Source organism: Dyadobacter luticola, assembly GCF_005860805.1.
Taxonomy (GTDB): Bacteria; Bacteroidota; Bacteroidia; order Cytophagales; family Spirosomataceae; genus Dyadobacter; species Dyadobacter luticola.
Genome location: NZ_VCEJ01000004.1, coordinates 365061 through 379367, shown reverse-complemented (window position 1 = coordinate 379367; position 14307 = coordinate 365061). Strand labels below are relative to the sequence as shown.

Sequence of the window (14307 nt, the reverse complement as noted above, 5' to 3'; positions counted from 1 at the left end):
GCAAGACCTCAGATCCCAATACCAAAGTCCTGGCCGAAGGGCTTCTTTTGTGGACAATTTCCTATCATTGCGGGAATTTTGAATGATATATACTTTCCTAAAAAACTCAATCTTTCATGACTAAGATTTGGTCGACTGCGCTGCTCAGTATTTTTTCTCTTGTACTTTTTGCCCAAACTCTCCGCCCGCCGGCTACCCCGCTTGTTTCCATTGATCCTTACACCAGCGTCTGGTCGTTTGGTGACCAGTTAAATGGCTCTCCAACAAAACATTGGACCGGCAAGCCGCAGCCGATGGATGGATTGATCCGGGTGGATGGGAAAACCTATCGCTTTATGGGCGCGCCGACGCCGGTGATGAAAACGATTTTGCCGACTGCTAAGCAAGGCGGGTATCTGGCTAGGTATACTACCGTAAAACCGGATGCAGATTGGTGGTATAAAGAGGGTTATAACATTACCAACTGGAAGCAGGTGCCTGCGCCGTTTTCGACCAAAGATAAAAATGACGCGATGCTGAGAAGCGGCACCGAGTTTCAAAAAGAGGTTTGGTATCGTCGCGAATTCACATTGACGGCTGCTGATTTTGAAAAGCCCACATTGAATATCTTTCACGACGACGATGTGCAGGTTTATATCAATGGTGTTCCTGCCTACGACTGCGGCCCTTGTTTTACAAGTGATTACGAATTCAAACCGATCAGCGCCCCGGCACGCAAGGCTTTAAAAAAAGGCAAAAATATCCTGGCGGTTTATTGCAAAAACGGCGTCGGTCCGGGATACATTGATGTGGGGCTGGCGGATGAAATTGCTCCGAAAGGCGACGATGTAATATTGCCAGCCAAGCAAACTGCTTTTGAAATGAAGGCTACGCAGAGCATTTACACTTTTGAAGCCGGGCCTGTGCAGCTAAAGGCCAGTTTTGTCGCGCCTTTGATCATGAAAGACCTTGAAATGATTTCCCGGCCGGTCAATTATGTGGTTTATGATCTGAAAGCAAACGATGGCAAAACACATCAGGTTGAAATCCTGAACTCGGTTTCCGGACTTTGGGCGGTGAATGATGCGAGCCAGAAAGTGGAGGGCAAAACTGAAAATCAGAATGGCCTTGTGACGCTTTCGCTGGGTAATGTTGAACAAAAGGCTTTGGTTAAAAAAGGCGATGACGTCCGCATTGATTGGGGGCGTGCTTATCTGGCGGCTGGTGCTGGCAATGTGAAAAGTTCTGCAATCGGAGCGCCGGAGGAATTGCTGAAATCGTTTTCAAAAAACGGCTCAATTAGTACGAATCAAACAAGCGCTGCATCGGCTGATACCAAATCCATGGGTGTCCTCCTTTCCGAAAAGGTAGGGAACGAAGGCAAATCGCTGCATGTGATGCTCGGTTACGACGACGGTTATTCCGTTTTATATTTTGGTCAAAACCTGCGGCCGTGGTGGAATAAGGATGGGAAAAACAGCATTCAGAATGAACTGAAAAATGCGGAGGCTGATTTTGCCAAAATCCTCAAAGAATGTGAGGCGACGGATGAAATGATCTATCAGGATGCGTTGAAAGCCGGAGGTAAGCAGTATGCCGAATTGTGCGTCCTCGCATACCGGCAGGCGATTTCGGCGCACAAACTGGTGGCTGATGCTACCGGCACGCCGCTGTTTTTTTCGAAGGAAAATTTCAGTAACGGTTCTATCGGGACGGTGGACATTACCTATCCTTCGGCACCGCTGTTCCTGCTATATAATCCGGTTTTGCTGAAAGGCATGATGGAGCCGATCTTTTATTATTCCGAAAGCGGCAAGTGGACAAAACCTTTTGCCGCGCACGATGTGGGCACTTACCCGCAGGCCACCGGCCAGACTTACGGTGAAGATATGCCCGTGGAAGAATCCGGGAATATGCTGACATTAACCTACGCGATTTGCAAGGCTGAAAACAACATTGATTTTGCCAAAAAACATTGGAAAGTGCTCACTACCTGGGCGAATTATCTGAAAAAAGAAGGTTTTGACCCTGCCAACCAGCTTTGCACCGACGATTTCGCCGGTCACCTGGCGCGTAATGCCAACTTATCGATCAAGGCAATTATGGGTTTGGCGTCTTACGCGAAAATGGCGGAGCAGCTTGGCGACTCTAAGGAAGCAGCGGAAGTAAATGCATTGGTTAAAGATTTCGCGCAAAAATGGATGCAGCTGGCTGATAGCGGCGACCACTACGCGCTTTCTTTTGATAACAAAAACTCGTGGAGCCAGAAGTATAACATTGTGTGGGATGAGCTCCTGAACCTGAACGTATTCCCCAAAACGGTAGCCGAAAAAGAGATCAAATACTACCTGACGAAACAAAAACCCTTCGGCCTCCCCCTTGACAGCCGCAAAACCTACACCAAATCTGACTGGATCGTCTGGACGGCCACACTAGCCAAAAACAAAGCCGATTTCGAAGCCTTAATCGCCCCTATTTATAAATACGCCAATGAAACCCCTGACCAGATCCCGCTCTCGGATTGGCATGAAACGGTGGACGGAAAGTCGGTTGGATTCCGGGCGCGGTCGGTTGTTGGCGGGTATTGGATGAAGGTTTTAGGGGAGCGGTGGAAGTGAGGGGGATAGATGTACGTTAGATTAAAATATTAAAAGGCTGCTCAGAATCTGATACAGCCTTTTAATATTTAATTGCTAAATACTAATTCAGCTGCTTAACCGCGTTGTCAGGCATCAAAATATGTGCATATGAGTATTGACCTGGATTTTCCGGTGCCGCGAAGAAAATAAAATCCATCTCCGGGCCAGGCGCAGTGAAAGTAAGTGTTTTCTCCACCCAAGTATTTTTAAAACTGGTAAAATCCACAGATCCATCATAAAACGTATTGCCTGATCGCACACTGAACATGGCCGTTTTTGCAAAGGTTGAGATACGGTTAGTCGTACCTGCTTTGGGTACAGTAGTGGCTACCCAAACAGTCAATGCGTATTTTTTTCCTGCTGTCAAAGACTTGATTTTAGTTGTAACAGAAGACATTGTACCGTGATTATACATACCTGACGTCGTGATCGTGACAAACGTATTGGTGGTCGACAGTCCTGGAATTGTGCATAGATTTTGAACCCAAGGTATTGTAGGTTTTCCCCACAATGATACCAAGTTAGAAACTCCAACCGGGTATAGAGTCTGATTTTGAGAAAAGCCCAGCGCGGTAGTCCTTTGCCAGTTTGCAGGAAGTTTATTCTCGCCAACTGTCGATTTTGTCGGAGAGCTGAAATACAAGCTTTCTGTCTTCAAATTCGAATTCTCATTCAAATGATCCGCTTTCGGTTCCGGTGTTTGGACTTCATTTTTTGAACAACTGCTTATCATCATAAGACAAGCCAGGCCCAGGGCCGCAGGTAATTTTTGTGTTAGATTCATTTTCTTAAATTTTAGTGTGATAGTTAATTAAAGCTTGACAGGCGCAACATTCTTCAACTCGTAAATGCCGTTGCTGGGGACAAAAAGGTTAGTAAAAGTGTAGGTGTCTTTGTCTGGCTCAGTAGCCTGGAAATAGAAGGGCGCGTTGTCCTTAGTAGGCGTGAAAGTAATGGTCTTCTTAACCCATTTCGCCTCATTTCCAGTAAGATCGACATTAACCGTCAGCGGCATGTCATTTGTGTAAGGATACATCTTGATTTTTGCTGCTTTAGCATATTTGCATGTACCATCGGCGTTAAAAGGCTCATTGCGAATCGTAGTTGCCAGGTACAATGTAATCGAGTACGTTTTTCCCGGCACCAGATTCTTGATTGTAGTGGTTACACCAGGGGCCCAGAAAGGTTTTGAATCATAATGATGCTTGGCTCGCAGGGTCAACATTTTGTAGGCGTTCAGGTATCCGGGTATATATGCCATTGGCTTTAACCATGGTCCCCACGGAAAGCCGGTCTCACCCCACACAGAATAAAACGATGATAGTCCCGAGAGAGGCCCATTATAGCCATCTGGAATTGCGTTGAGGCTTTGAGCCCAGTTTGCCGGATACTGAAATATTCCGGTAGTCGGCCCCTCTACTGGCGCAAAATAAGGGGCCAGTGTTACTTCTCCGTCTGTCTTCAAGCTGGAATGCCTATTGTCAGTGCCTGCCAGCGGCTGCGGGGTTTGTACATCGTCTTTCGAGCAGCTGCTTAGCATCATCATGCAGGCAAGGCCTAATCCAGCTGATAGTGTTTTTACTGTTTTCATTTGTTTACTGTTTTAGTTGAACATTTGATTTTGTCGACAGCAAAAGAAGTGGATCAACTTTGTAAAAAGCGTTTAGAATGATCCGGTGGAGCGGGTCGGTTATCCTGCGGTAAATGAGGCGATACCCTTCGAAATAATGGTTTTTAAATAAAATCAATTACTGATAACCCGCGCGTGGAATTACTTCGGCTGATTATTAACCGTTACTTATTGCACAAAATGGTTCTTCAATGATTATTATCATTTATGGTAATTAATGGCAACAAAAAGGCCGTCTCAGCTGATGTAAGACGGCCCTTATATATAACTTAGCCTCTTCTACTTCTGCCAGATTGCATTCTGACCTATGAAAAGGTGGGCATATGCCTTTTTCCCTTTTTGTGAGGAGGTAGCACCAAATGTGAACGTCATTTCCGTATCGTTGGCCACAAATTCAATGGTTCTTTTAATCCAGTTATTTTGTGGGTTAGCTAACATATAGGTGTCAAAAAACTGGTTCGTACCTTTTGCGCTTAATGTTACGAGCGCGTTGCCCACATAAGCTGCCGAAGCATTTGCCTTTGGACGCGCAGATGTAACATAAAACTCCATGACGTATGTATAGCCCGGCTTCAAATATTTAATTGTGGTTTTTGCCTGAGACATATCTGCTTTTTCCCATTTATAGTCAGTCGTTGATGTTACGGTGACAAAAGAATTCCACGGTTGGGCCGGAACCATCGGAAAATATTCGAGCCAAGGAAACGCTTTATTAGCCCATAGACCCATGCTGGTAGAAGTGCCGGCCGGATATGTTGCGGTGTTACTACCTTCACCTCCACCAGTAACTCGCTCCCACAAATAAGGAAAAGTATTGAAACCTCCATAAGATTTTGTTGGCGCAATCCAGGGAAGCGCCGCCGTTTTCAAATTCGAACTCGGATTCACACTTACCGCCTGCGGCTCAGGCGTTTGTACATCTTCTTTCGAGCAGCTGGTCAGCATTACCGCGCACGCCAGGCTCAAGCCAACGGACATTTTTTGTACTAATTTCATTTTTCTAGCTTTTGTAGTTAAACATTTGTTTTTGTTTGGGCTACAAAAGAAGTTTGTCCGCGCTGCACAATTGCCTTTAAACAAGCATTTGGCTGATATGGCTTATTCTGCGGTTATATTAGGTGACCTATTTGCAAATAGTACTTTCCATATAGGAGTATTTGCTAGTGGCGGATGCGAATAAGTACGATATGCTGCGCGGAGGGGTTTGGTTTTTTAGTAGAGAAGCTGATAACGCCGATCATTCATTGAGATATACCGCTGGATAATCCATTTTTAAATCGCAGGCATTACCTAAGAATTCAGACTTGGCTTTTTAAAAACAAAAAATGCCGCCCGGGAGCCCTGGGCGACATTTCAAGCATTTAAATGGTCCAAAAATCGGCCTAGTTGAGCTCTTTAATCGAAGTTTTATCGACATAAATATTGACCCAGGAATATTCACCTTTTCCAGCCAACTTGGGTGCGAAGGTAAACTGCACATCCTGGGAGATCGCCGTGAATATGATCGTTTTTGAAATCCACTGGCCTTCTTTTCCCGCAAAGTCGACATAGTCGCTGTTGGCAAAGCCAAAGTCAGCCCCCGAAGCATATTTGGCTATCTCTATTCCTTTCGAGTACGCGGCGGAAACCGCTCCGGGCCGCAGATCGCCGAGCGTAGTAGACACATTAAAAATGATCGCGTATTTCTTACCAGGTTTCAGATACTTGATCTTGGTTGTCACAGCCGACCGTTCTCCCTGCGGCGAATTGGGGGAAAATTGTGTGGTTGCTGTAAGGATCGTGGCATTTCCCGGCACAAAAACATTGGCTGTCAGCGGCTTAGCCCAGGGGAATTTCGTATCCCCCCACTGGTGCGTCAGAGTAGAAGTTCCTGTCGGCAAAGCCGCCATATCCAACGATTCATTTTCTCCGCGCTTCCAATTTGCCGGGTAAACATTCCATCCCACTGGACCGTTTGTAGACGGGAACGAAGGTGCAGCTGACAATACTGCATTAATTTGCCTAAGACTTGAATTTGCATTAACACTTTTCTCCTCCGGTTGCGGCGTTTGAATATCTTCTTTCGAGCAGCTGCTTACTATCATTCCACAGGCCAGGCTCAGGCCAACTGACCACATTTGTACTAATTTCATTTTTCTAGCTTTTGTAGTTAAACATTGTTTTTATTTTGGGCTACAAAAGAAGTTTGTCGTCTGCTATAAATGCCTAGAAACGAGCATCTGGCGGGGGTGGTTTATTTTACGGTTGCGGGAAGTGGGTGATTTGCAAATAGTACTTTTGGTACAGGAGTATTTGCTAGGGACGGGGACGAATAAGTACGATAAGCGGTTTGGGCAGGTTTGCAGTCCCAGCATTAATAATCCGCCTCATATCCATGCCCGCGGCTCGCGTAAAAGTTGAGCCACCTTGCGGCGGAGTAAAGAATGTGAATTTTGCTTGCAAGGCTATCCTCCGGTGAAGTTGGGGGGTAATCTTTGAGTCTTTAAATGCAGCAAATTGTTCTTATCAGCGATTTTATCCGCCACCTTTGAAACCCTTTCGGCATAAATCAAAGCCTGAGAAGCGAATTGTGTTTCCCAAGCCAACTCAAATAGGTCTGTACCTATAAGGTCCTCAGTATCTTTTAAAAACTGCGCTCGAAACACATTGATTTCCTCAACTCCGGATAAATACACGGATAACCCATCAAATTCAGTTGCAAGTTCGAGAACATAGTATCCATGATATTCCCTTTGAAAGTCACTTTTTGAAATTTTAGGCCAAGCCGCAAGCGAATCATATTTTAACCAAAGCCAATCGTCCGCAACCTTATCCCTTCCCACGATGGGAGCTCCTATTATGTCGAGAGGAGAATCTTAAATGTTATTCCATTCATTTCGAAGCTCTTCTCCACTTAAAACCCGACGACCCAGTAATTTTCCGAACCGTCCAGGCTTCTTTGCTTTCTCCTTTCCGGTAAGCACAAAATATATTTCTTCAAAACGTCTTTCAAATCCGTTTTTAGGTTTCCGCATCGGAATCCAATTAAGTCCCATACTGCCAGATTAAGTTTCTCGAAATAAGTAAAAAGCCCCCCTGGGTTCTGATTTATCCCCTATCATTTATCCAGAGGTCACTTTTACGTGACCAATGCCAATCCCCGATTTGCTTTTCTCCTCCCACTTCCCGAATTTTCGAATTCCTATAAACACAATACCAATGAAAACTCTTAGACGAACTGCCCTGTTATGGTGCGGATCCGGCGAAAGCCCCCGGATGCCTCGTATTGTGTGCATTAGGACACCTTAGACAGGGCTTTATTAATCCTAAAAACAACAATACAATGAACAAAACACACTCTCCCGAGTCTACGGACTCGAAGTGCGAGGCTTTTGCCGAGCAAATCCAGCAGCTCTTTGAGCTCAACACGCCTTCCCAAATGGCAGAGCATCTTTGGGAAATGTACAGCAGTTTCGAATTGTATGAGCAACAAACCGGCCACAATCCGCGGAAACTCGACATCTTTTACACTTTCCGGGACCTTGTTTTCTTCTGTGAAAAAATGGCAGCATTAAAAGCTGCTTAAGAATCCATTTTTTTCTTTTCCCGTCGGCTTAAGCCGACGGCAAGGGATTCAGAATGATCTGGAACGATCTTGTGTGAGTCAAATGATTTGAGTTGATTGAAATTGATCCAAAAAACAAAAATCCCCTTCCGGGGGATTTTTGTTTTTTAAGAGGAAGATTTACAGAATATTACGCTTCCAGAAGCAATTCTTCTTTTTTGGCTTTTTTCTTTTGTGAACGTTTCGCAAATCGTTCTTTGATCCGATCCACCACGTAATACACACTCGGAACCAAGAAAATTGTCAGTAAAAGTGAGCTTGTAAGACCACCAATAATCACCCATGCCATACCATTTTTGATTTCGGCACCGTCGCCGGAGGCGAGGGCGATGGGGAGCATACCGGCGATCATCGCGATGGTCGTCATCAGGATCGGGCGGAGACGTTCTTTGCCGGCTTCGATCAATGCATCTTTCAAAGCGTGGCCTTCTTCTTTTAGCTGATTCGTAAAATCGACGATCAGAATCGCGTTTTTAGCGACCAGACCGAGGAGCATGATCATACCGACAATCGAGAAAATCGTCAAACTTTCCATCGTCAAAGCCAATGCCGTCAGTGCGCCGACCAATGCTACCGGGATCGAGAACAAAACCACGAAAGGATAAATGGTACTTTCGTAAAGCGCCACCATGATAAGATAAATCAGCACGATACCCAGGATCAGCGCTACGCCCAGACTTCCAAATGCATCAGCCTGGTTTTTCAAATCACCACGGTATTCGATGAAAATACCCTCAGGCAACTTCACAGTGGCCATTTTTGCCTGAATGTCGGCACCGATAGAACCCGACGGACGACCTACTACCTGCGAGTTGATCGTGATCGAAGACAACCTGTCGATTCTTTGCAGGACGCTTTCGCCCATACCTTCCCGGATGGTCGCAAATTGCGCCAGCTCGAATGTTTGGCCCTGGTTATTTACAAATGTCAGGTGGCGGATATCGTCGGCTTTTGAGCGGTCGAACTGGTCGAGGCTGATCATAATGTCATATTCGCGACCATTTTGCTTAAATTTCGAGCGATCGTCACCACGGAATGCGGTTTGCAGCGCAGTACCTACTTCGGTTGCATTGATACCCAGCTCAGCCATTCTTTCACGGTCGAGCGTCACGCCTACTTCCGGTTTCGGATCATCCACGGAGTAATCAACATTCTGAGTTCCAGGGATCGACGCTACAATGTCCTTCACCTGCGCCGCAGTTTTCCGGATCACATTCATATCGGTCCCCTTAATCGCCACCTGGATCGGCGCCTGGTTGGCATTACCCGTAATCGAAGTCGGCGAAACGGTCACTTTCACGCCCGGTATCTGCAAAATTTCTTTTTGTATTTCAATCCCGAAATCTTCCGAAGAAATCGTTCTGTCCTTTTTATCAACCAGTTGCACCGTCAAATTTGAAATGTTGCTGCTTGACGTATTTCCAAGACCGGTATTGCTGTAACCCACATTGGTAAATACCTTGGTCACCTCTTTTTTGCTCAAAAGCAACTTTTCGACACGCTGAGAAACCTGGTTACTTTGATATACCGAAACCGTCGGCGCGAGTTCGAGTGAAATATTCAGCTCGCCGCGGTCGCTTTGCTGCATGAATGCCGCTCCGATAAATCCACCCGGTACCAGTGCGATGGAACCTACGATCAGCATCAGCGAAAGAATGAAAATGTATCTTTTGTGACCCAAAATCCAGGTCAGGATGCGACCGTACTCGTCTTTGATCCGATCCAGAAAATTTTCAAAAGCAATGTTCAAGCGGCCCCAGAGGCTGTTTTTACTTAAAACTTCGATTTTACCAAAACGCGAAGCTAGCAGCGGCGTCAATGTGAAGGATACGAACAAGCTCATCAATGTTGAGAAAACGACCACGAGCGAGAATTCCCTCAGAATGTTACCGATCAAACCTGAGGTCAAAGCCAGCGGAACGAATACCACGACGTCTACCAAGGTGATAGCCAGCGCGGTAAACCCAATTTCGCTCCGACCGTCCAGCGCAGCCTGCCGCTTGGCTTTGCCCATTTCCATGTGGCGGTTAATGTTTTCCAAGACCACAATCGAGTCATCCACGAGGATACCGACCACGAGCGAAAGCGCCATCAGCGTCATCAAATTCAGCGAAAATCCGAGCAAACTCATCAGAATGAATGTCGGGATCATCGAAGAAGGCAGCGCGACAAGAATAAACATCGAGCTTCGGAAACTGTGCAGGAAAAGCAGCATCACCACGGACACGATCAGAACCGCCAGTCCCAGGTCAAAAACCACCGCGTCCGCAGAAGCCAACGTATAAATCGACTGGTCGGAAGCAATGTTGAATTTCAAATCCTGGGCCGCATATTGCTTTTCAAGTATAGTCAGCCTTTCTCGGGTCAACTTACTTACATCCACTGCATTAGCGTCGGATTGTTTCTGAATTTGCACCGCAACCGAAGGCCGGCCATTAATGTGGTTCACGGCAGTTGCATCGGCGATCCCGTCAACTACCTCGGCCACATCTTTCAGAAAAATCTGTCCGCCAGTTTGCGAGCGACCGATAATAATATTTCTCAAATTCTCCACCGTAGTCAGTTTCGCATCAAAGCGGATCGACAGCTGATCGTCCTGCGTTTTTACCTGACCCGCTGGGTATGAAGTATTTGCAGCGTTTACTGCCTGTGCTACCTGCCCGATCGAGAGCCGGTAACCTTTCAGTTTTTCCTGGCTCACATTTACCTGAATCTGACGCTCGGTACCACCGATAATGGTCACCTGCCCTACTCCCGGCACGTTCGAAAGCTGCGGTTTTAGTTTATCGTCGAGCAAATCATATAATGCAGATGGCGATAAATTGGCAGTAACACCCATTCTCAAAACCGGAATTTCGTCGGTCGAGAATTTATTGATCACCGGGCGGTCGGCGTCGTCAGGTAAAAGAGAAATCACCTGCTCTACCTTGCGCTGGGCTTCCTGCTGCGCCAAATCGACGCTCACGCCTTGTTTCAGCTGAATAATCACCGACGAAACGCCTTCCTGCGAAGTGGAATTGATCTGGTCCAAACCTTCGATCGCAGAAACCGCGTCCTCGATATGTTTGGTAACATTGGTTTCAACCTCATCCGCCGCAGCGCCGCGGTAGGTTGTCATGACGCTTACAACATTGGCCTCGAATTTTGGCAACAAATTGTAAGACAACTGGTTATAGCTGATCAAACCGAAGAGTATCAATACTACGAATACTACGGTGATGAAGAGCGGTCTTTTTACGGCTACCTCTGTGATTGACATAATCTTGTAGTTTCCTGATGAAAATTATTTTGTGACATTCACCGCAGCACCATCGCTCAGGTTGATCTGACCGGTTGTGATCACTGTTTCGCCTGATTTCAAGCCACTTAACACCTCAATGTTACTGCCCAATTCACGTCCAACTTCTATTTTGCGCTGCTTGGCCACATTGTTTTCAACCACATATACATAAGGATTTCGGATACTTTCCACCAATGCGCTGCGCGGGATCAGCAGGGATTGCTGACTTGTTTTTTGAAGAAATGACACCGAAACAAATGTCCCTGCACGAAGCTGACCGGCATTTTTGATCACAATCTCCACCGGATAATTGTGCGATTCGTCACCCTGCGGCGCGATATAGGAAATCACACCATCGATTTTATTAGGATTAATGTCCGCGGCAACTTGTACATGCTGGCCTTCTTTCAATTTATACACATCATTTTCACCCACCATCACCTGCACTTTCAGCCGCGAAACATCCAGTACGGTACCGAGCGAAGTACCTACATTCACAAATTCACCTGGCTCAATGTTCTTTTTCACAATCCGGCCGCTGATCGGTGCCTGGATCGACGCGTCACTAATTTGCTGCTTGATCTGCTCAGCCTGATTCAAGGCATTTTCGTAGTTGTATTTGGTATCATTTACCTGTACTTCGGTGGCTGCATTTCCTGCCAGAAGCTTTGTATACCTCTCCGAATCTTTTTTCAGCTTGTTGATATTCAGCTCAGTGGCTTGCAGCGAGAGTTCTTTCAGCTTACTATCCACTTTCACCAATGTGGCTCCCTGATTTACGTAAGTTCCAAGCTCATATTTCACCGAAAGCACCTTACCGGCAGAAGTTGCCATGATTTCGGCTTCTTTAAATGGGATCAGACTTCCGGTTTTGACCAGCTGCTGGTCCGTGCTGCCTTCTTTCACCGTCGCGGCCGTCACCGGAATGGTAACATTCTTGGTATCAGGCATTTTTTTCTTCTCGTCCAGTTTGGACTTATTAGCAACCAGCCGGAAGCCGATGAGCAGGCCGATGACGAGGATAGAGCTGGCTATGATTATTTTTCGTTTCATGACTTTTCAATTTTGAATGACTGACCGGGCCGCCGGGCGATGAATGATAATTTTTATTGACTACTAATGACTTAATGACTATTAATGACCTTTTACGGAAGTGCTGTATAAAAATCGTTTAATGTGCCTTGCGACTGCTCGATGCCCAGTTGCGCCTGGTAGTAGCTCAGCATGGAGTTGATGTAGTTGCTTTGCGCTTCTTTGTAGGAGGTTTCAGCATTCAGCAGGTCTGAAAGCGGGATGGTACCTTCACGGTATTGGAGGGTTGTCACATCATACACTTCCTTTGCCAGCGTCACATTCGCCTCGTCGTTTGCCAGGTTCAGCTTCGCTTTTTGCAGCTGTGTGGTAGCATTGTGGTTTTGTAATTCGTAATTCTGGGTGTTTAGTTTCAGCTGTTCTTTTTGGGTTAATAAATTGAGATCAGCCTGCTTGTACTGGGCATCGCGTCGGAAACTATCGAAAATCGGAATGGTCAATTTCAGTCCCACAGCACCGTAACTGAACCAGTTTCCCCAGGACTCACCCAAATGACTTCCCAGCGCCTGCATACCGTAGCGGCCGTAGACCGAAACTTTGGGAAGATAACCTGCCTTAATACGCTCTTTTTCAATCTGCTGCAATTCCATATTCACATTCTGGATGCGAAAATCCGTCAGGTTCGAGGCATCAAACTTTCCCGGGTCCATCAGCTTAAATGGTTTGTCCAGAGGATTATCCGTCAGTTCCAGCTGCTCCGAGAGCGGCATACCCATCTGGAATTTCAGCTGGTTGTTTGCCAGAATCAGGTTACTTTCTGCCAATGTCAGCTGCGATTGAATGTTGTTCAAACTCACCTTCGTACGGTCGTAATCCACTTTTTTGATCACGCCATTGTCCAGTTGCAGTTGTAATGTTTGGAGGATACGGTTCGTTTTTTCAAGGTTATCTTTCAAAAGATCGATCTGTGCATTCGTCACAAATACCTGATAATAAGCATTTGCAATGTTATAAATGATCGTCTCCTGCGTCTTTTTCGAGTTCAGCTCGGCATTGGCAATGTTAGGCTTGTTGGCTTTGATACCGGCCAGGAGCTGCTGGTCAAAAATCACCTGATCGGCTTGTGCCGAAACGTTGGTGGTATACTTGGTACCCAGCGCCACCCGCCTATCTTCCCCGCCAAACAATGCACCCGGCAAAACCGTCGACTGCAATTTGAGGTTATCGTCCAGCGCACCATTACCTGCTACCTGCGGCAAATAGTAAGAAAGCGCCTCGCGCGACTGCTGGTTGGCAACTCCTTCCTGATACTGCGCAATTTTCACATTGCTGTTGTTCTTGACACCGTAGGCGATACAATCTCTCAGCGTAAGCCGCGTCGTCTGGGCCGACGCTGCCTGAGCTATGAGCACCGCAGCGAGCATCACCCATATTTGTTTCAGATTCATTGGATTTTTCATGTAATTATTGTGGCTAATCTTTTAGATAGTTGATACCTCTACTGGTGATATATCAACTATTATTTCAAAAAATTTTATTTTTCAATGACGGTGAGCACCCTGTCGAGAAAGCCGATAAAAGTCTTTCTCTCTTCCTCAGAGAAATGCTCCATGATCTGGTTATTAAATGCGATGGCTAATGTTTGGATACGTTCACAGACAAACTTTCCGCTTGGTGTAAGTGAAACCATATTCTTTCTTTTGTCCTCCATGTCACTTTCGATTTTCAGGAAACCATCTTTGTGCAAAGTCTGCACAGATCGCTGAATTCCTGCTTTATCCTTTTGCAACACATTGGCAATGTCCTGCTGCGTCATGGCATTAACCTGGAAATATACAACCATCAGGATAGGCAGCTGCTCGGCCAGTACCGGAATCCCCTCACTGATGAGTTGCGCATTCATTTTTTTGAAAACAACTTTGGTAACCGAGCCTAATTTGAACTGCAAAGAGTTCTTCATCTCTTCCCGAAGGTTTTCCCACTTGTTAATTCCTGCATCCATGTTGTTACAAAAGTAATTTGCGTTGACATATCAACCAAATGTTCAAAAGAAAAGTTTTGTAAGTGGAGAAAATTCAGGGATAGGCGGTTACAAAAAAACCCAGGACCTGAATCCTGGGTTTAAATGACTAAAGAAAGAGCT

11 protein-coding genes are annotated in these 14307 nt (G+C 46.0%); 2 read left to right on the top strand and 9 right to left on the bottom strand.

The features are described from left to right. The first annotated feature begins 116 nt into the window (after positions 1 to 116). The gene (locus tag FEN17_RS12320; protein WP_138365661.1) at positions 117 to 2597 is read left to right on the top strand and encodes a glutaminase family protein; all 2481 of its coding nucleotides are present in this window, start codon (positions 117 to 119) and stop codon (positions 2595 to 2597) included. Positions 2598 to 2679: 82 nt separating this feature from the next. On the opposite strand, the gene FEN17_RS12315 is transcribed toward FEN17_RS12320, so the two are convergent. The 5 genes from FEN17_RS12315 to FEN17_RS12295 all read right to left on the bottom strand — a co-directional run bounded on the left by FEN17_RS12315 (position 2680) and on the right by FEN17_RS12295 (position 7070). Continuing rightward, a complete protein-coding gene (locus FEN17_RS12315) occupies positions 2680 to 3402 on the bottom strand; it encodes a hypothetical protein (RefSeq protein WP_138365660.1) in 723 nt (240 codons plus the stop codon). Between the two features lie 27 nt (positions 3403 to 3429). Further along, on the bottom strand, positions 3430 to 4209 hold the full coding sequence (locus FEN17_RS12310) for a hypothetical protein (protein ID WP_138365659.1): 780 nt from the start codon (positions 4207 to 4209) through the stop codon (positions 3430 to 3432). A 318-nt stretch (positions 4210 to 4527) separates the two neighbouring features. After that, positions 4528 to 5244: a hypothetical protein gene (locus FEN17_RS12305; RefSeq protein WP_138365658.1), complete on the bottom strand. Its 717-nt coding sequence runs from the start codon at positions 5242 to 5244 to the stop codon at positions 4528 to 4530. A 386-nt stretch (positions 5245 to 5630) separates the two neighbouring features. Next, positions 5631 to 6380, bottom strand: a complete 750-nt coding sequence (locus FEN17_RS12300) for a hypothetical protein (protein WP_138365657.1) — start codon at positions 6378 to 6380, stop codon at positions 5631 to 5633. Positions 6381 to 6692: 312 nt separating this feature from the next. Continuing rightward, complete coding sequence (locus tag FEN17_RS12295; protein ID WP_138365656.1) at positions 6693 to 7070, bottom strand: hypothetical protein; 378 nt, start codon at positions 7068 to 7070, stop codon at positions 6693 to 6695. 500 nt (positions 7071 to 7570) lie between these two features. Between FEN17_RS12295 and FEN17_RS12290 the strand changes: the two genes are divergently transcribed. After that, positions 7571 to 7813 (top strand): hypothetical protein, encoded by a 243-nt coding sequence (locus FEN17_RS12290; RefSeq protein ID WP_138365655.1) that lies wholly within the window; start codon positions 7571 to 7573, stop codon positions 7811 to 7813. 169 nt (positions 7814 to 7982) lie between these two features. On the opposite strand, the gene FEN17_RS12285 is transcribed toward FEN17_RS12290, so the two are convergent. From FEN17_RS12285 to FEN17_RS12270, 4 genes are all read right to left on the bottom strand, one after another. Continuing rightward, positions 7983 to 11111, bottom strand: coding sequence for an efflux RND transporter permease subunit (locus FEN17_RS12285; protein WP_138365654.1), 3129 nt, complete (start codon positions 11109 to 11111; stop codon positions 7983 to 7985). A 24-nt stretch (positions 11112 to 11135) separates the two neighbouring features. Further along, positions 11136 to 12185, bottom strand: coding sequence for an efflux RND transporter periplasmic adaptor subunit (locus FEN17_RS12280; protein WP_138365653.1), 1050 nt, complete (start codon positions 12183 to 12185; stop codon positions 11136 to 11138). Positions 12186 to 12277: 92 nt separating this feature from the next. After that, the gene (locus tag FEN17_RS12275) at positions 12278 to 13624 is read right to left on the bottom strand and encodes a TolC family protein (RefSeq protein ID WP_229208802.1); all 1347 of its coding nucleotides are present in this window, start codon (positions 13622 to 13624) and stop codon (positions 12278 to 12280) included. A 74-nt stretch (positions 13625 to 13698) separates the two neighbouring features. Then, positions 13699 to 14166: a MarR family winged helix-turn-helix transcriptional regulator gene (locus FEN17_RS12270; protein ID WP_138365652.1), complete on the bottom strand. Its 468-nt coding sequence runs from the start codon at positions 14164 to 14166 to the stop codon at positions 13699 to 13701. Between the last annotated feature and the right edge of the window lie 141 nt (positions 14167 to 14307).